8 protein-coding genes are annotated in these 18,975 nt (G+C 61.1%); 3 read left to right on the top strand and 5 right to left on the bottom strand.

The window, feature by feature from the left end; translation table 11 throughout:
* Positions 1-3: 3 nt before the first annotated feature.
* From J1N02_RS27800 to tpx, 5 genes are all read right to left on the bottom strand, one after another.
* Positions 4-1,473 (bottom strand): efflux transporter outer membrane subunit, encoded by a 1,470-nt coding sequence (locus tag J1N02_RS27800; RefSeq protein WP_421148066.1) that lies wholly within the window; start codon positions 1,471-1,473, stop codon positions 4-6.
* Entirely contained in the window at positions 1,470-4,577 is a 3,108-nt protein-coding gene (locus J1N02_RS27795; RefSeq protein WP_108574322.1) for an efflux RND transporter permease subunit, read from the bottom strand. Before J1N02_RS27795 ends, J1N02_RS27800 begins: the two co-directional genes overlap by 4 nt.
* Positions 4,574-7,675, bottom strand: a complete 3,102-nt coding sequence (locus J1N02_RS27790; protein ID WP_421148065.1) for an MdtB/MuxB family multidrug efflux RND transporter permease subunit — start codon at positions 7,673-7,675, stop codon at positions 4,574-4,576. Before J1N02_RS27790 ends, J1N02_RS27795 begins: the two co-directional genes overlap by 4 nt.
* Positions 7,672-8,967 (bottom strand): MdtA/MuxA family multidrug efflux RND transporter periplasmic adaptor subunit, encoded by a 1,296-nt coding sequence (locus J1N02_RS27785; protein ID WP_169898183.1) that lies wholly within the window; start codon positions 8,965-8,967, stop codon positions 7,672-7,674. The genes J1N02_RS27790 and J1N02_RS27785 overlap by 4 nt, the downstream gene beginning before the upstream one ends.
* A gap of 232 nt (positions 8,968-9,199) precedes the next feature.
* Complete coding sequence (tpx, locus tag J1N02_RS27780; RefSeq protein ID WP_027606397.1) at positions 9,200-9,700, bottom strand: thiol peroxidase; 501 nt, start codon at positions 9,698-9,700, stop codon at positions 9,200-9,202.
* A 159-nt stretch (positions 9,701-9,859) separates the two neighbouring features.
* On the opposite strand from tpx, the gene J1N02_RS27775 reads away from it, so the two are divergent.
* The 3 genes from J1N02_RS27775 to J1N02_RS27765 all read left to right on the top strand — a co-directional run bounded on the left by J1N02_RS27775 (position 9,860) and on the right by J1N02_RS27765 (position 18,838).
* Positions 9,860-11,149, top strand: a complete 1,290-nt coding sequence (locus tag J1N02_RS27775) for a glycosyltransferase (RefSeq protein ID WP_146477952.1) — start codon at positions 9,860-9,862, stop codon at positions 11,147-11,149.
* 72 nt (positions 11,150-11,221) lie between these two features.
* On the top strand, positions 11,222-12,127 hold the full coding sequence (locus tag J1N02_RS27770; RefSeq protein WP_027606399.1) for an AraC family transcriptional regulator: 906 nt from the start codon (positions 11,222-11,224) through the stop codon (positions 12,125-12,127).
* Between the two features lie 153 nt (positions 12,128-12,280).
* Complete coding sequence (locus J1N02_RS27765) at positions 12,281-18,838, top strand: hypothetical protein (protein ID WP_421148064.1); 6,558 nt, start codon at positions 12,281-12,283, stop codon at positions 18,836-18,838.
* Positions 18,839-18,975 lie beyond the last annotated feature (137 nt).

Raw genomic sequence — 18,975 nt, 5'->3', positions numbered from 1 at the left:
TAATCAATCCTTCTCGGCAATCGGCGTCTGCCCATCCCAGCCACCGCCCAGCGCGGCGATCAATTGCACGCTGGCCACCAGGCGGGTCTGCAACAGGGTCAACACGGTGCGCTCGTTGCTCAGCGCCGTGGCCTGGACAGTCACCACATCCAGATAGGCAATCAGCCCGGCCTTGTACTGGTTCTGGGTCAAGCGCAGCGATTCTCGGGCGGCCTCGAGGGCTTCGTTGCTGACCACCGCCTCGTCTTCCAGCACCTTGAGCTGGACCATGTAGTTTTCCACTTCACGGAAGCCGTCGAGCACGGTCTGGCGGTACTTGGCCACGGTTTCGTCGTAGGACGCCACGGTGCGGTCGACTTCCGCCGAGCGCTGGCCGCCGTCGAACAGGGTCATGGCCAGTTTCGGCCCGACCGACCAGAAGCGGTTCGGCAGGCTGATCCAGTCGGCATAGGTGCTGCTGGAATAGCCGCCGGCCAGGCTCAGCGTCAGGTCCGGGTAATAGGCGGCCTTGGCTACGCCGATATTGGCGTTGGCGGCGATCACCGAGCGTTCGGCCGAGGCGATGTCCGGGCGCCGTTCAAGCAATTGCGACGGCAGGCTGACCGGAATCTGCGGCAGGGCCGGGATGTCCTTGCTCACCGCCAGGCTGAAGTTGACCGGTGCCTCGCCGATCAACACGGCGATGGCGTTTTCCAGCTGGGCGCGCTGCCAGATCAGGTCGATCAGGCTGGCCTGGGTGGTCTTGAGCTGGGTTTGCGCCTGGGCCACCGCGTCCTTGCCGGAGACACCGGCGCGGTACTGGTTTTCGGTCATTTGCAGGGAGCGCTGGTAGGTGTCCAGCGTGGCTTGCAGCAGGCGGGTCTGCTCGTCCATGACCCGCAGTTGCAGGTAGCTTTGCACCAGTTCCGATTGTTGGCTCAGGCGCATCGCGGCCAAGTCTGCCGAGCTGGCTTCGGCGCTGGCCTCGTTGGCCTCCAGGCCACGGCGCAATTTGCCCCAGATATCGGCTTCCCAGCTCACGCCGAGCTGCGCGTTGAGGGTGTCACGGATCCCGCTGCTGGAACTGCTGAGGCTGGCGCTGCTGCTGCCGGTGCCCTGGCTGGCGCGGGTTTTACCGGCGCTCAGGTCGACGCTGGGGTAAAACGCCCCGCGTGAGCTGCGCACCAGGGCCTGGGCCTGGCGAAAACGCGCTTCGGCCTGGGCCACGGTCTGGTTGGAATTATTCAGGCGCAGCACCAGGTCGTTGAGTTGGCGATCGCCGTACAGCTCCCACCAGGCGCCACGGGCCAGGGAATCACTCGGCGCGGCCTGGCGCCAGCCCTGGGCCTCCTTGAACTGCGCGGGTTCAGTGACTTCCGGGCGATGGTAATCGGGGCCGACGGCGCAAGCGCTGAGCAGTGCGCCGCAAAGCACCAGGCTCGCAACACGGGAACCCCGGGTCATGGCCAATTTGGCGAAGGTTGAATCGGTCATAGCGCAGTGTCCAGGGCAGCATCGGTACGCACACCGCGCCAGGCGTTGAAGCGGTGGCGCGCGCGGTCGAGATAGAGGTAAACCACCGGGGTGGTGTAGAGGGTCAGGACCTGGCTGAAAATCAGGCCGCCGATGATGGTCAGGCCCAGGGGATGGCGCATTTCCGCGCCATCGCCGGTGCCCAGCAGCAACGGCAAGGCGCCGAGGATGGCCGCCAGGGTGGTCATCAGGATCGGCCGCAGACGCAACAGGCAGGCGCTGCGAATCGATTCCAGCGGGCCCAGGCCATCGTTGCGTTCCAGCTGCAACGCCAGGTCGATCATCAGGATCGCGTTCTTCTTCACCACCCCGATCAACAGGAACAGGCCGAGCAGGGAAATCAGGCTGAACTCCCCTCCCGTCAGGTAGATGGCAAGCATCGCGCCGACGCCGGCCGACGGCAGGGTCGAGAGGATCGTCAGCGGATGAATGTAGCTCTCATACAGAATGCCGAGCACCAGGTACACCGCCACCAGCGCGCCGAGGATCATGAACGGCTGGCCCTTCTGCGTGGCCGCAAAGGCATCGGCGGTGCCGGCCATCTTGGCGATCACATCTTCCGGCAGGCCGACCTTGGCAATCGCCCGCTCGATGGCCGCCGTGCCCTGCTCCACCGTGACCCCGGGGGCCATGTCGAAGGCGATGTTTTCCGAGGCGAACTGGCCTTCGTGGCTGACGCGGTCGTCCGCCAGGCTGTTCTCGTAATGGGCAATGGTCGACAACGGCACCCGCGCGCCGCTGGAGGTGATCACCTGCATCTGGTTGAGGGTGATCGGGTCCTGGGCATATTTGGGGTTGACCTCCATCACCACCTGGTACTGGTTGAGGCTGTCGTAGATGGTGGAAATCTGCCGCTGGCTGTAGGCGTTGTTGAGCACCGCGGTGACCATGTCCATGTCGATGCCCAGGCGCTTGGCCTGGTCACGGTCGACAATCAGCGTGACCTGGGCCGCGCCCCGGCCTTCGCGGGCGTCGATGGCGGTCAGCTCCGGCAGCTCACGCAGCGCCGCGACCACTTTCGGGTACCACAGGCGCAGCGCGGCCAGGTCGCCGCTTTGCAGGATGTAGGAATACTGCGCGCTGGTCTGGTCACGGCTGCCGCCGAATTGCAGGTCCTGGTCGGCCATCAGGAACAGGCGCCCGCCCGGCACCAGCGGCACATCCTTGCGCAGGCGCTCGATCACCGCCTGGGCGGACACCTTGCGTTCGCTGATGGGCTTGAGGCGGACCAGCATCACCGCGTTGTTGGTACCGTTGTTGCCGCCGATAAAGCCGGCCACGCTGAGCACCGCCGGGTCGTTGAGCACCGCCTTGCGGAAGATTTCCATCTTCGGTTGCATGACGCTGAACGACAGGCCGTCGTCCCCGCGCACAAAGCCGATCAATTGGCCGGTGTCCTGTTGCGGCATAAAGGTCTTCGGGACCACCACGTACAGCGCCACGTTCACGCCGATGGTCAGCAGCAGGCTGAGCAAGGTCAGGCGGCGATGGCGCAGCACCCAGTCCAGGCTGGTGGCGTAGCCGGCCACCATGCGGTCGTTGATCTTCTGGCTCCAACGCTGCAGGCCGGTCATCTGCCCTTTCACGTGGGGCTTGAGCCAACGGGCGCAGAGCATCGGCGTCAACGTCAGCGACACGATCAGCGACACGATGATCGCCGCCGACAAGGTGATGGAAAACTCGCGGAACAGGTTGGTGACGATCCCTCCCATGAACAGGATCGAGAGGAACACCGCCACCAGCGATACGTTCATCGACAGCAAGGTAAAACCGACTTCCTCGGCGCCCAGGTAAGCGGCCTTCATCGGCGGCACGCCCGCGTCGATATGCCGGGAAATGTTCTCCAGCACCACGATGGCATCGTCCACCACCAGGCCGGTGGCCAGGATCAGCGCCATCAGCGAGAAGTTGTTCAGTGAGAACCCGTACAGGTACATGATCGCGAACGTGCCCACCAGCGACACCGGCACCGCCAGGGTTGGAATCAGCGAGGCACGGAAGTTGCCGAGGAACAGGTACACCACCAGGATCACCAGCCCCACGGCAATCAGCAGAGTCATCTCGGCTTCATGCAAGGTGGCGGTGATCACCGGCGAGCGGTCCATGGCCAGGCTGAGCTTGACGCTGGACGGCAGCACCGCCTGCAACGCCGGCAGTTGCGCCTTGATCTGCCTGACGGTCTCGATGATGTTGGCGCCGGACTGGCGGTTGATCACCAGCAGCACCGCCGAATCATTGTTGAAGAAGCCACTGTTGTAGCGGTCTTCCACGCCGTCGCTGATCTTCGCCACATCCTTGAGGCGCAGGGCGGCGCCGTCCTGGTAGCGAATCAGCAGCGGCTCGTAGTCCTTGGCCTTTTCCAGCTGGTCGTTGGCCTGGATCTGCCAGTTGCGCTCACTGTCTTCCAGGGAGCCCTTGGGCCGACGCTGGTTGGCATTGGCGATGGTGTTGCGCACGTCGTCCAGGGCCACGCCGTACTGGTCGAGGGCCTTGGGCTCCAGCTCGATGCGCACCGCCGGCAGGGAGCTGCCGCCGATCTGCACCTCGCCCACGCCCGGCACCTGGGACAGGCTTTGGGAGAGGATGGTCGAGGCCAGGTCGTACAACTGGCCCTTCTGCAACACGTCCGAGGTCAGCGACAGCACCATGATCGGTGCCTGGGACGGGTTGATCTTCTTGTAGGTGGGCATGCTGCGCATGCCGCTGGGCAGCAGGTTGCGCGAGGCGTTGATCGCCGCCTGCACTTCCCGCGCGGCACCGTTGATATCACGGTCGGAGTCGAACGCCAGGATCACCCGGGTGGAGCCCTGGCTCGACGAGCTGCTCATGGTGGTGATGCCGGCAATCGCGCCGAAGGAACGCTCCAGCGGCGTGGCCACCGTGGAGGCCATCACCTCGGGGCTGGCGCCGGGCAGGCTGGCCGAGACCACGATCACCGGGAAATCGATCTGTGGCAGCGGCGACACCGGCAGCAGGTTGAAGCTGACCCCGCCCAGCAACATGATCGCCAGGCTCAGCAGCAGGGTCGCTACCGGCCGGCGAATGAAAGGTCCGGACAGGTTCATGACTCAACCGGCTCCAGGCTTTGCGGCTCTTTGCGCCAGCGGCGGCCGAGGCGATCGAAATACAGGTAGATCACCGGCGTGGTGAACAGCGTCAACACCTGGCTCACCAGCAGGCCGCCGACCATCACCAGGCCCAGGGGCTGGCGCAGTTCGGCACCGGAGCCGGTGGCGAGCATCAACGGCACTGCACCGAACAGGGCGGCCAGGGTAGTCATCAGGATCGGCCGGAAGCGCAGCAGCGCCGCCTGGTAGATCGCGGTCTGCGGGTCCAGGCCCTGGTTGCGTTCGGCGTCGAGGGCGAAGTCGATCATCATGATCGCGTTCTTCTTGACGATACCGATCAGCAGGATGATGCCGATGATCGCGATCATGCCCAGGTCGTTGCCACTGAGCAGCAAGGCCAGCAAGGCCCCCACCGCGGCCGAGGGCAAGGTCGAGAGAATGGTGATCGGGTGGATATAGCTCTCGTAGAGCACACCCAGCACGATGTACATGGTGACCACCGCCGCCAGGATCAGCAGCAAGGTGCTCGACAGTGACGCTTCGAACGCCTGGGCCGCGCCCTGGAACTGGGTCTGCACGCCCACCGGCATGCCGATGTCCTTCTGCGCCTGGTTGATCAGCTCCACGCCTTTGCCCAGGGCAACGCCGGGGGCCAGGTTGAACGACATCATTACCGCCGGGAACTGGCCGATGTGCGCAATCGCCAACTGCGCCTGGCGCTGTTCCACATGGGCCAGGCTGGACAGGCGCACCTGGCCGCCGTCGGTGGTCTTCACATGGATCTGGTTCAGCGCCGCCGGGCCCAGGGTTTCCCCCGACTGGGCCTGCAAGACCACGCGGTACTGGCTGGCCTGGGTGTAGATGGTGGAAATCTGCCGCTGGCCGAACGCGTCATACAGGGCATCGGTGATGGTCGACACACTGACGCCCAGGCGCGAGGCCGCATCGCGGTCGATCACCAGGTACACCTGCAGGCCCTTGTCCTGCAGGTCGCTGGCGACGTCGGTGAGTTCCGGCATCTGGCTCAATGCGTGCACAAGCTTGCCGCTCCACAGGGCCAGCAGGTCGGCGTCCGGCGAGGACATGCTGAACTGGTACTGGGTGCGGCTGACACGGTCTTCGATGGTCAGGTCCTGCACCGGCTGCATGAACAGGCGGATACCCACCAGCTTGTCGATCTGCGGTTGCAGGCGCGTGATCACCTGGGCCGCGCTCAAGTCGCGCCGGCCGTGGGGCTTGAGGTTGATCAGCAAGCGGCCGCTGTTGAGGGTGGCGTTATCGCCATCCACGCCGATATAGGACGACAGGCTTTCCACCGCCGGGTCGGTGAGGATGATCTGCGCCAGCTCCTGCTGGCGCTGGCTCATGGCAGCAAAGGAAATCGACTGCGGCGCTTCGGAAATACCCTGGATCACCCCGGTGTCCTGTACCGGGAAAAAGCCCTTGGGCACAACCAGGTACAGCACCACGGTCAGGCCCAGGGTCGCGATGGCCACCAGCAGGGTCAGCGGCTGGTGCCTGAGCACCCATTGCAACTTGCGCCCGTAGGCTTCGATCAGCCAGTCGATCCAGGCGCCGCTGGCCTTGTAGAAACGGCTCTGTTCTTCTTCCTTGGGTTCGCGCTTGAGCAAACGCGCGCACATCATCGGCGTGAGCGTCAGGGACACCACCAGGGAAATCAGGATCGCCACCGCCAGGGTGATGGCGAATTCGCGGAACAGTCGTCCCACCACGTCAGCCATGAACAGCAGCGGGATCAATACGGCGATCAGTGACAGGGTCAGGGAAATCAGGGTGAAGCCGATTTGCCTGGCGCCCTTGAGCGCAGCAGCCAGCGGCGTCTCGCCTTCCTCGATATAGCGGGAAATGTTCTCCAGCATCACGATGGCATCGTCCACCACGAAACCGGTGGCAATGGTCAGGGCCATCAGCGTCAGGTTATTGATGGAGAACCCGGCCAGGTACATCACCCCGAAGGTGCCCACCAGCGACAGCGGCACGGCAATCGACGGAATGATCGTGGCGCTGACCCGCCGCAGGAACAGGAACGTCACCATCACCACCAGGGCGATGGCGATCAGCAATTCGTGCTGCACATCGGTGACCGAGGCGCGGATGGTCTGGGTGCGATCGGTCAGCACCGTCACGTCGAGGCCGGCCGGCAGGTTGTCGGTGATGCTCGGCAGCAGCGCCTTGATGCGGTCGACCACCTCGATCACGTTGGCGCCCGGCTGGCGCTGGATATTGAGGAGTACGGCCTGGTTTTCATTGGCCCAGGCGGCAAGGCGTTCGTTTTCGGCTCCGTCGACGATCTGCGCCACATCCTTGAGGCGCAAAGGCGCGCCATTGTTGTAGGCCAGGATCAGCTCGGCGTATTGCTGGGGCGACACCAACTGGTCGTTGGCATCGAGCATCGACACCCGCGTGGGGCCGTCGAAGTTACCCTTGGGCTGGTTGACGTTGGACGCGGCGATCAGGGTGCGCACATCGGAGAGGTTCAAGCCGTTGGCCGCCAGGGCTTCGGGGTTGACCTTGATGCGCACGGCCTGGCGCTGGCCACCGGCGATGCTGACCATGCCGACGCCGCTGATCTGGGCGATTTTCTGCGCCATGCGTGTGTCGACCAGGTCATTGAGCTTGGGCAGCAGCATGGTCTTGGAGGTGATGGCCAGGGTCAGCACCGGGGTATCCGCGGGGTTGACCTTGTTGTACACCGGCGGCGCCGGCAAATCCTTGGGCAGCAGGTTGGTGGCGGCGTTGATCGCGGCCTGCACCTGTTGCTCGGCGACATCCATATTGATGTCGAGGTTGAAACGCAGGGTCAGCACCGAGGCGCCGCCGGAACTGGTGGACGCCATCTGGGTCAGGCCGGGCATCTGCCCGAACTGGCGCTCAAGGGGCGCGGTGACCGCGCTGGTCATCACATCGGGGCTGGCACCGGGGTACAGGGTCATCACCCGGATGGTCGGGTAATCCACCTGGGGCAGCGCCGAGACCGGCAACAAGCGGTAGGAAATAATGCCGGCCAAAACAATCGCCAGCATGCTCAGCGTGGTGGCGACCGGGCGAAGGATAAACAGCCGCGACAGGTTCATGAACCGACCTTTTGCGCCTTGCCGGCGGTGGTGCCGGTCTCCCCTTTAGCCGCCGGCTTGCCTTGCAGGTGTTCGGTGGGCGTCGTCGGCACTTCGCTGCTGTCGTTGACCACTTCGATCTCGCTGCCGTCCTTGAGGCGGTCGGTGCCTTCCAGCACCACACGGTCGCCGGCGACCAGGCCTTCCTTGATCACAGTGTTGTCGCCATCGGTGTCACCCACCACCAGCGGCTGGACCTTGACCTTCTTGTCGCCATCGAGCTTGTAGACAAAGGTACCGGTGTTGCCGAACTGAATCGCGGCGGACGGCGCCAGCACCACGTTGTGCAAGGTATCGGCGAGCAAATGCACGTTGACGAACTGGTTGGGGAACAGCGCCTGGTCCTTGTTATCGAAACGCGCCTTGAATTTCAGGGTGCCGGTGGTGACGTCGATCTGGTTGTCCAGGCTTTGCAGCACACCAGTGGCCTGGCGCTTGACGTCGCCACGGTCCCAGGCTTCCACGGGCAGCTTGTTGCCGGCGTGATAACGGGCGAGCACGGTTTCCAGGGTGTTTTCCGGCAGGGTGAAGGCCACGCTGATCGGTTGGGTCTGGGTGATCACCGCAAGGAAGGTGGTGTCGTTGGCCGCCACCAGGTTGCCCACATCGACCTGGCGCAAGCCGACGCGACCACTGATAGGCGCGCGGATCTTGGTGAACTCGAGGTTGAGCTTGGCGTCGTCCACCGCGCCCTGGTTGGTCTTGACCGTGCCCTGGTATTGCAGGACCAGCGCTTCGGCGGTGTCCAGGGTCTGCTTGGCGATACTGTCCTGGGCGTACAGGTCGCGATAACGCTGCACGTCGACCTGGGCGTTTTTCAACTGGGCCTGGTTCTGCATCAGCGTGCCCTGGGCCTGGAGCAAGGCATTCTGGTAGCTGCGCGGGTCGATCTCGGCCAGCAGGTCGCCGGCCTTGACCATCTGCCCTTCTTCAAAGGCGATCTTGACCAGCTCGCCACCCACCCGGCTGCGCACATTGATGGTATTGAGCGCGGTGACCGTGCCCAAGGCCTTGTAGTACACCGGGAACTCCCCCAGCACCGCCGGCGCTACACGCACCGGCACCGGGCCGGTGGACCCGCCGAACCCCGGGCGCGCCATGCCGGTTTTACCGGTATGCCCGGCCGGTGCGTCTTTGTGGGCGCCGCCTGGCCAGAATTTCCAGCACAGGCCGGCGATAACCAGCAGCACGAGCAGGCCGAACAGCCAGCGGCGGGAGTTGCGGGGGGAGGATTGCATGGAGTGATCAACCATTGGGCGCGAGAGCTTCTTCTTCGGGAGGCTGAAAGATAAGCACTGGAGCGCGTTAAGAAAAGCGCCTTTACCGGCTATTTACCTTGGGCTTACAACTTTTAACTTCTGCGGCTTAGTCTGCGGGCTATTTCGCTAAACGTCTGAGCCACAAATGAAAACGGCCTGGACTAGGCCAGGCCGCAATCATGTCTTACGGGTGTTACTGCAAAACGACAGTAACGCGCCGAAACAGTTACTTCAAAACAGCCAGGGCCGCTTCGTAGTTCGGCTCCTGGCCGATTTCCGAAACCAGTTCGCTGTGCAGCACGGTGTTGTTTTCGTCCAGCACCACGACCGCACGGGCGGTCAGGCCTTTGAGCGGGCCATCGGCAATCGCTACGCCGTAATCGACGGCAAAACCAGGGTCACGGAAGTCCGACAGGTTCTTCACGTTTTCCAGGCCTTCGGCGCCGCAGAAACGCGCCTGGGCGAATGGCAGGTCGGTGGAGATACACAGTACGACGGCGTTGTTCAGTTCGTTGGCCTGGGCGTTGAACTTGCGTACCGACGTGGCGCAGGTCGGGGTGTCGACGCTTGGGAAGATATTCAGCACTTTGCGCTTGCCGGCAAAGGTAGCCAGGGTTGCATCCGACAGATCGCCGGCGGTCAGGGTGAAGTCTGCTGCTTCAGAGCCGACTTTCGGCAATTCGCCTTCAACCTGGACAGGGTTACCGCGAAGAGTGACTTGAGCCATGAACAGAATCCTTATGCTGGGTTTTGGTTAAACGAATTCGAGAGGCGGAAGTTAACCACAAAGTACCGTGGCTACCTACCGCCAGACACAAATTGTCATGCCACGCGGTTGTGGTTTAATTGCGCGCTTTGCGCCTGCCCTCCAAGGAAACCGTTGTTAATGAATCAGCCCGCCACCAAAGTCCTGGTCATTGGTTATGTCTGGCCGGAGCCCCGTTCCTCGGCCGCGGGCGGGCATATGATGCAGATCCTCGAAACTTTTCTTACGCAAGGTTGGGATATTACCTTCAGCAGCCCGGCAGCACTGGGCGAGCACAAGGCCGACCTGCTGGCGCTGGGCATCGCCGAATGCGCGATTGAGCTCAATAACAGCAGTTTCGACGATTTTATCCGCGAACTGGCCCCGGACATCGTGCTGTTCGACCGTTTCATGATGGAAGAACAGTTTGGCTGGCGCGTGGAGAAGTGTTGCCCCGACGCCCTGCGCGTGCTGGAGACCTCCGACCTGCAAAGCCTGCGCGACGCCCGTCAGCAGCGCCTCAAGGCGCACCTCAAGGCCCACCCGGGCAGCGACGACTTCAGCGCGCTGTTCGCCCCGGCCCTGGAGGAGGCGTTCCAACTGATGGCCGACACCGACCTGGCCAAGCGCGAAATCGCCGCGATTTACCGCTGCGACATCAGCCTGATGATCTCCGACGTGGAAATCCGCCTGCTCACCGAACAGTTCAAGCTGCCCGCCGCCCTGCTCCACTGGTGCCCGCTGATGATGACGCCGCCAACCGAGGCCTTCGTACCGTTCGAAGAGCGTGCACACTTCCTCAGCATCGGTAACTTCCGCCATGCGCCGAACTGGGACGCCGTACTGTGGATGAAGAACAGCGTCTGGCCATTGATTCGCCAGCAATTGCCCGGTGCCCAGCTGCATATCTACGGCGCCTACACCCCGCCCAAGGCCACCGCCCTGCACAACCCGGCGCAGGGCTTTCATGTGATGAACTGGGCCGAAGATGCCCTGCAAGTGATGAGCGCCGCGCGCATCTGCCTGGCGCCCCTGCGCTTTGGCGCGGGTATCAAGGGCAAGCTGGCCGATGCGATGCTCTGCGGCACCCCCAATATCACCACCCCCATCGGCGCCGAGGCCATGGGCGACGAGCGGCCATGGCCCGGCGCCATCGAGCAATGCGCCGAAGCCCTGGCGGCGGCGGCCGTGGCGCTTTATCAGGATCGCGAACGCTGGACCCAGGCCCAGCAGGATGGGCGCCAACTGATTGCCGGCCGTTATGACCGCACTGTCCACGGGCCTGCACTGGTGGAGTGCCTGCAACACTGCCGCAGCCACCTCGCCGCCCATCGCCGCAGCAACTTCACCGGCAGCATGCTGCGCCACCATGCCCATAAAAGTACGCAGTACATGTCCCAGTGGATCGAGGCGAAAAACCGTAGCCTGTGAACCGCGGCGCTGGCGAGGTCGTGCGCGAGGGGGCATTATCCCCAGCAGCAACCACAATAAAGCGACGGCAGCATGACCCGAGCAACGCGTATCACTGACCCTTCCTACGAGCTGATGGACGATCACAACGGCCTGTCCATCATCTATCGCCAGCATGGTTTCCCCTGCCCGCTGGTGCGCTGGCATTTCCACAAGGAATACGAACTGCACCTGATCGTCGCCAGTTCCGGCAAGGTGTTTATCGGCGACTATATCGGCAACTTCTATCCGGAAAGCCTGTTCCTCACAGGGCCCAACCTGCCCCACAACTGGATCAGCCAGGTGGAGGAAGACGAAGTGGTGCCCAAGCGCGACATGCTGGTGAACTTCACCGATGAGCTGTTCGAGCAGGGCAGCCATATTTTCGCCGAGCTCAAGACCTTGACACCCATGCTGGAGCGCGCGCAGTCCGGCATCGAGTTTCGCTGCAAGAAAACCATCGCCCAGGCCATGACCCTGATGCAGCGTATCGAAGATGCCCGGGGCATGGCGCGCCTGGGGCACTTCTTTATCCTGCTGGAAGTGTTGAGCAGCTGTGAGGACTACCAGTTGCTGTCCGGCGTGACCACGCCGCAACTGGCGGATGAACACAGTATCGACCGCACCAACCGCGCGGTGGACTACATTTTCGCCCACTACGCGCGCGAGTTGCCCCTGGAGGAAGTGGCGGAGCACCTGGGGATGAAGCCGACGTACTTTTCCCGGGTGTTCAAGCAGGCGACCGGGCGCACGTTTATCGAGTTTGTAAATCGGCTGCGCATCAGCAAGTCCTGCGAGCTGCTGGCCGATGGCGACAAGGCCGTGACGGATGTGTGTTTCGAGTCGGGTTTCAACAACATTTCCAACTTCAACCGGCGCTTTCAGCAGCTCAAGGGCATGACCCCCTCTCACTACCGCCGTTTGGCAGTTCAGCGTCTGACGGAACAAAACCTGGCCTGACCCAGCACCTAACTAAACAGGTACTTACAAAGCGTGTCGGCAATTCCCACCCCAAACAGGAACGTGGAACAAGCCCCAGGCCACTTAGCGAAGTGCCTCTCTCGTTTAACCAGCAAGAGGGGAACTCAATCTACGCAGGCATAGGGTAGTTCCATGATCAATGTTCGGCCGTCGCACACGCCAGGTTTCTTCATTCCAAAGGAACTGAATCTGCCCACAAAACCTGCCGGGTCAGTGACACCCCAAGTCATCGAGCTGTTTCTTAAACGCTTGAACGGCGCTCAACCCATGCGGGCGAGCGCCCAAGCGAGTGATATACCGTTGCCAGACCGCACGCGCATCGAGCAGTTGCTCAGGTTTGCGGTCACCAAAGAACAGTCCAGCCTGGACGAACAAATCAGCCAGTTGATCAAGAACACACGTGAACCGCTGACGGATGTAGCGCTGCACAACGAGGTGGGACAGCGACTCAACCAGTCCAGCGCAATCAATCCGCAAAAAACCTATGCCCAGCTTATTCAGGAAATACTGGATGGCGCCTCGCCCAGTGCACCAAACACTTACCCTGCCCCGCCGCGCCTGAGCCGAAAGCGCCGTGATATTTCATCAACCTCCGCCCCACGCATTGCACCCGTTCGCCAGTTCGCCGAAGCCTTGGTTGAAAACGGTGACCGACAATTGGCCATAGGCGTCGCCAATAGCTTGATGCGCCAACGGCTTGCCGTCGAGAAAGGTCACTCCGGCGATGCCGAGGACAAGGTGACCATCCCGGCCGACTCCACCTTCGGCCACGCCTGGACGGAACTGGCTGACGCGCTGCACTCGGAACCGTTCAAATCGTTTGCCGAGGCCAGGAAGCTCGATCTCTCCCAACTGACCATGACTCCCGAAGGCCGCCTGATCGAAACAGGCAAGGAGCCGCCTGCCGACTTCTCCCTGGGTAACGACGCCCGCTGGGCAGCCGCGTCAGGGGCGGTATTGGCCGCAGTCAAAAGGATCGCCGGGGACACCTCGCTGGCCGTTGATTTCCATGGGCGCAATCAAGCGTCGGCCTTCAACGTCGCCGCTTTCTACGGCTTGCAACTGGGCCAAATCGAAAGCGACCACACCTTGCTTGCCATCGGACAACTGCTGAGCGAGGGCAACTTCCACGCGTTCAACACTACCGATCCGAACTACGCCACGGTTTACGCGCCGGTCAAACAGCGACAGCGAGAAGCCGGCCAACGGATCATGGATTTGCCGCCGGATCAATTGAAACTGCGCCTCGAGCAGTTCAAACCCTCAAGCGTGGAGCAAAAGGTCCAGGAAGCCGATCGAGCTCTGGCACAACAGTGCAGCCAGGCCATGCTGAAACTCACACCTCAATTGCGAATCGAAGGCGACGATTTCCCACCGGTGCTCAAAGAGGTTCCGAAGTATTCGACGTTCAACCAGGTGCGCAAAAACCTCCTGGATGCGTTGACCGGCAGTGCCTTTACCACCTTTGCCCAAGAAAACAACGTTGAGGCCCGCAGCGTTCGTATCCACCCCGTCACCGGTGAGCTGACAGGCAAGGTGAATGGCAAGGACACCCTCTTTAAGCCGAACGATCTTTCGGGCTGGGGTGGCGTCTGGGCAGAAATAGCCGATGCAATCCGGCAGATGGCGGCTGGAGCGGAACGCCCCGTTCGATACCCCTCCCCACCCTCCGCATCACTGTATGAGGTCATGTGGTTTTACAAGGAAGAGATACCTCGTCAACAAAACGGCCTACCCGCCCTGGTCTCGCTTCTCGACCGAAGTATCGAGATGACCGGTAACAACGGTTTCAAGGCATTCACAGCCCCCCACGCGGACAGCACCTGGTATACGGCTGTACGTGAGCGCCAATACGCCATCACCCAACAGCTTGCCGACACGCCCACTACCGGCTCTGAACTTGAAACCCTGGCGGCCGCTGTGGAGTCGGGGCTCAGCGCGACGGTGGAGAGCGCACCCTCCCCGCAAGACGCCCTGGCCAGCGCCGAAAGCGCACTGGCCACCGCCACGTATCGCGCAATGCACGGGCTGAAAAACAATCCCGCCCAAGCCTCGACGAGGATGATCGGACCGATCCCTGCTGACAGCCTGCTCGGCCAATGGTGCAGCTACCTGGACAAAGCCATCAAGGCGCGTGGTTTCACCGAGTGGGCCGAGAAACACAAGGTTGATTTGACCTCCCTGCGCTTTGACCCCGATGGCGAGGCGCTGATCGGCAAAATCGACGGCGTTGACCGGCGCTTTGCCGTCGCCGACTTTGCGAAAAACCACCCCGAGCATTTCGACGTGCTGGCGCCGGTGCTCAGCGCCGCCAGGGTATTTGCGACGCCTGGAAGGCCGATCACATTGTCTCAAGCCAGCAGCAACACCGTGCCGCTGGACTGGGTAGGCCGCTTTTATGGCATCACTACGCAGCCCGGCAGCCAGGCATTCGACACCAGCATGACGCAGCTGGACAGTATGAAGATGTTCCCAAGGAGCCCCGACCACCCGGAACAAATGGTGAATTGGCTGAACCAGCAAAAAACCGCATTGGGTGACAGCAACGATCGGTATGCACTGATCAATCAGCTCAAGCAGGGCAACCTCTCTAACGACGACACCACGCGCTTCATTGTCGACCCGGATTCGTCCCATCGGCCTAAAGGCGAGACGACCGTGCAGAAATTCCTGGCGGATCAGGGCTGGTTTGGAGCCACGTCGGCAGCGCAGGTCGATAACCTGTTACTGGCACTGCAGACACCTACGCCGCAAGCTCCTACATTGGGCAACAACTGGGGTTTTCTGGCCACGGACCTTCCGCTGAGCACGGCCCAACGCGAAGCCGTGAGTAGGTTCGTGAAACAATCCATCGTCCCCCATCCCAACCTCTTCAGCTACCTGAGTGACCAACCCCTTCAGCTCAGCAGCAGCCCTGCACAAGCGCTGGACCAACTGCTGTCCAGCGACAGCGCCCTGGAACTGGCCACGAATCTGCAAACCGAGATGAAGGGTGCAGTCACTTCGACCAGTCTCAAGCAGTGGCTACTGACCGCGTGGGTACTGGAGCTTGATCCAGCGGCCGGCACGCAGCGCAATCATGTGGCGGGTTATGACTTCATGCAGGCGCAAAACTGGGGCAGGCCTGCGCATGAAATACGCCAAGGCCTTGCACTCCACCTTGATCATCCCGGCGCCGGCAACGTGCCAACCCCGCAGGCAATGATTGCGGCGCATTTGCTGATGTCGGGCGCCGCACCGCAGTTTCTGGTCAAGGATCTGCCCCCGTCCCTTGTTCAGGGCACACCCCAATGGGCGATGTTTCATACGGCTGTAAACCGGATCGAACAAATAGCGCCCGGCGCCACGCGGCATATGAATTTCAAGCAAGTGATGGACTACCACAAGGTCAAGCCTCTCTCCGCCCATGAACAGCTGCAATTGCTCAGGGCGCAAATGAACCCTCTGATTGATTGGGGGATCATCAATGGCGTTATCGGCAGGAATGCCAATGACGAGTACACGCCAGAGCTGCTGCAAGCGTGTATCAAGGCACTGGGTGAACAAACCACTGCTGTGGCAGAGGCCAAACGCTATATCAAGGATAACCCTGTGCCCACCCGACGCGCCCTGGCACTTGAGTACCTCGAGCAGAAATTTGGCAAGGGAATCCCCTATGAACAACGCAGCCTCTGGAGAGAGAGCGATCAGTTGTACGGCACCCTGGCGAGCGTGGTCGAAGCCTATGAAGCCGAACAATTGGGGGATACCTACAAGCCAACAAACCTGATCGATAGTTTGACAAGTGGCTCGACCACTCCTGCCTGGGAAGCCAGGGATGCGCGTATCCCTATCCAGGCAATGCATGATCAGGCGAACCAATTGCCCGACGTCAATACACAGTACGACGCAGCGATCGAAAGCGATTTCGTCCCTCGTCGCGCGCACTCGATCGTGATTATCAAGGACCTGCTGTCCAGGCTCCCGGCCGAGGTCCGCAACCATCTGGCCAACGGCAGGATTGAGTACTACAGCGTTCGGGAATCAGACACCAGTGCGTGGCAACACCTCAGCGCCAAAACCGGTAAAAAAGGCAGCCACGGCCTACTGCTTCGTGCGACCGGACACAACGGCAACATCACTGACGTAGCCGTCTTCCCCGATGCCGGCACGGTAAAAACAATATCGAATCTGCCGAACCCCATGCCCCTGGGCGGTACGAACAAGAATTTCGGCAAGATTTATGACGGCGCCGATGAAGGCCCCCATGAATTGCCATTGGACTTCGCCGCCTTCAATTCGGCGGCGGCGCCACGAGACGGAAAGACCTCCAAGGTCATTGTCGACCGCATCACACCGAGCACGCTGGTGAATGGGGAGCTGGTAAATGACGGTCGGGCCACATTCCGCGACACCCGCTCAAACGCGGCGCCCGCGTTCTTTAATGAGCAACTCGGGAAAATCGCCACTATCTGCGTCGATTCGCACTTCCTGCGCAAAGACGAGTACAAGGCGATCAACCACGGTTATAACGCCCTGGAAACCAAAGGCCCCACGTTTCTTCAACGGCTCAGTTCCCTGGCGCGCATGGTCCCTGGCGTCAGCAGCGTCGAAGACCTTTACCAAGGCAACTATGCCGAGGCCGGCCAGGACCTCTTAGTTGATGCGCTGAGCATTGTCGTCCCTGGTGCATTAGGAAAGGTTTGGTCAGTCGCCGCGGAGGCTTTCGAAGGTGCAGCCGTCAAATTTGGAGAAACTGTCGTTGAATCTGCAGCCGAAAAAGGCGTCGCCTCAATGGCGGTCAAAGACGTGACGGCCGTCAGCACCGTGAAGTCGTTCGGCTCAGTCAGTCGTATGCAGGGCAGCCCTCTTGTGGAACAAGCAGCCGGCGAATGGGGCGCGGCGGCCGACAGGGCCGACGGTGCACTTATTCAATCCGGCAGCGCTCAGCAGATCAGGCTCACCGCGGTGCGGCAAGATGGCGAATGGTACGCCTACGACGCCAAGACCATGACAGCTTACGGGCCAGCCCTGGAAGGGTTCGTCTCTGATACGTCTTCAGTCGTGAGACAAGAGACCTTTTCGGACGGTACTCAAGCACTGGTCACGGAAAAACCACTGGCCGCCGATGCCTATACCCTGCCCCGCAGCCATGGCTTTGATCTGGTCAATGAGGGCAAGGTCTACCGTTACGACACCCGCACCCCTGGCGTGCTGAGCGATCTGGAATCAGCCGATCACTTTAAGCCCCTGGAGGGCTTTGAAGCGATCTGTCCAGCCCCTCCGGTTGCACAGGGCAAGGTCAGGCGCGGGGCCAGTGATACGTGCTTTTCCAAGGAAATAGAGATCGTTGCCGAAACATCGCGTCGGGAACTTCAAGCCCTTGAACACCAGCGCCTGTTCCCCTCGACGCCAGGTTTGTTGAGGCGTGATCAATTTGTCATTTTCGAGCGCCGTCGATACAAAATGGTCGATGGCGATATGGGCCCCCAACTGGTCCCGATGCCTCAGAACAAACCCATCGTCTACAAATCGCAGATCAGCGGCAGCCTGAAACACGATCCCAATTTTGGTTTTTCCGGCGCACACGCCAGTGATTCGTTTGCGAAGGAAACCCGTGTGGTCACGCTCAACAAAATCAGCGATGACTGCAATGACAAGCGTGAACTTCGAGGCGTGATTGTGGAGAGGGGAGCAAGTAAAACCAAATACCTGGTGATAGAGGCTGATACCGCAGAGTTTTACTACACCAAGCTGAATGACACCTCCACCGGCGAACTGACGTTCAATAAATGCACGCCCCACGACTTTTCTCTGGTCGAGGGTTACCGCAACGCATTCAGTACACGGCAAGGTGTCACTGAGATGCCGTTTGATGCCAACTTCATTGCGTTGCCCAAACTGGATTCCGCCTTTAAAGAGCTGGAGCGTTCCGGTTTCCAGAAAGAAGACATCGATCAATTAAAAGCGTCGTGTAAAGGCCTTACTCACGAACAACAGCGTGAAGTGATCTACCAATTGCAGCGGACCAGGGCGATAGGCAAACCGGATATAGCGTTGCGGCCGAATCAAGTTACCAAGGTCGACCCACCCGACAATTTCGCCGATTGGACACAAGGACAAAAAAACGAGTTCTATGCAGTACAGGCAAAAAACAGCGTGGATCGCATCATGAAGGCAACCGGGCTGGGGCCCGGCAATATGGTCCGCTCAAAAGCGGACATGGCACGCGCAGAGGCGGCAAACATGACCAATGAATGGTTACGCAGAACCGTGCCGGAACATGCCTTGAACCGCCCGAACCTGATCTTGAAAGCCGGCGCCGGCAACTGCGGAGAAATGGCCCTGCTGTCCAAGGACATCATTGAAAAAAACGGTGGCAGCGCTTACGAATGGCACGCTTCGGATGCACATGCGTTCACCTTCGTCGGAGGCCCCTCCACGCTCCCCCAAGCCACAGTAGACTTCTCGGAACCTGCTTGGGCGGATGCCTGGATTGTCGATGCATGGGCAGATATCGTCTGCCCAGCCAGCCAGTACACACAGAAGTTGAGCGAAGTCATGAAGCGCTTGAGCCGCGAAAACGTGAAGATTTTGGAGGGAGGCAAATCCATTGACCCGCTGGACCCAACATGGCTGGAGAAGCTTATCGTAAAACCGAAGACCCCCTATTCTCATGGGTATATCGGCGGGTTGGCCGCGCAGGGATAGGGACCCCTCGTACGCCTGGCGTTTGGCAGCGCAGCGTTTCACGCAACAAAACCTGCGCTGACCAATCCAGGCAAAGACTTACAATCACTCAACGTTCTCACAGCCCTGAACAGGAACGCCCATCAGTCCCTTGGCCA

The sequence above is a fragment of the Pseudomonas sp. NFX5 genome, assembly GCF_049132125.1.
Taxonomy (GTDB): Bacteria; Pseudomonadota; Gammaproteobacteria; order Pseudomonadales; family Pseudomonadaceae; genus Aquipseudomonas; species Aquipseudomonas marginalis.
This window is presented reverse-complemented; position numbering and strand designations above follow the sequence as displayed.

Coding starts and splice junctions, on each gene's coding strand:
- J1N02_RS27790 (WP_421148065.1), bottom strand. CDS start 7,675: ATGAACCTGTCGCGGCTGTTTATCCTTCGCCCGGTCGCCACCACGCTG.
- J1N02_RS27785 (WP_169898183.1), bottom strand. CDS start 8,967: ATGGTTGATCACTCCATGCAATCCTCCCCCCGCAACTCCCGCCGCTGG.
- tpx (WP_027606397.1), bottom strand. CDS start 9,700: ATGGCTCAAGTCACTCTTCGCGGTAACCCTGTCCAGGTTGAAGGCGAA.
- J1N02_RS27770 (WP_027606399.1), top strand. CDS start 11,222: ATGACCCGAGCAACGCGTATCACTGACCCTTCCTACGAGCTGATGGAC.
- J1N02_RS27775 (WP_146477952.1), top strand. CDS start 9,860: ATGAATCAGCCCGCCACCAAAGTCCTGGTCATTGGTTATGTCTGGCCG.
- J1N02_RS27765 (WP_421148064.1), top strand. CDS start 12,281: ATGATCAATGTTCGGCCGTCGCACACGCCAGGTTTCTTCATTCCAAAG.
- J1N02_RS27800 (WP_421148066.1), bottom strand. CDS start 1,473: ATGACCGATTCAACCTTCGCCAAATTGGCCATGACCCGGGGTTCCCGT.
- J1N02_RS27795 (WP_108574322.1), bottom strand. CDS start 4,577: ATGAACCTGTCCGGACCTTTCATTCGCCGGCCGGTAGCGACCCTGCTG.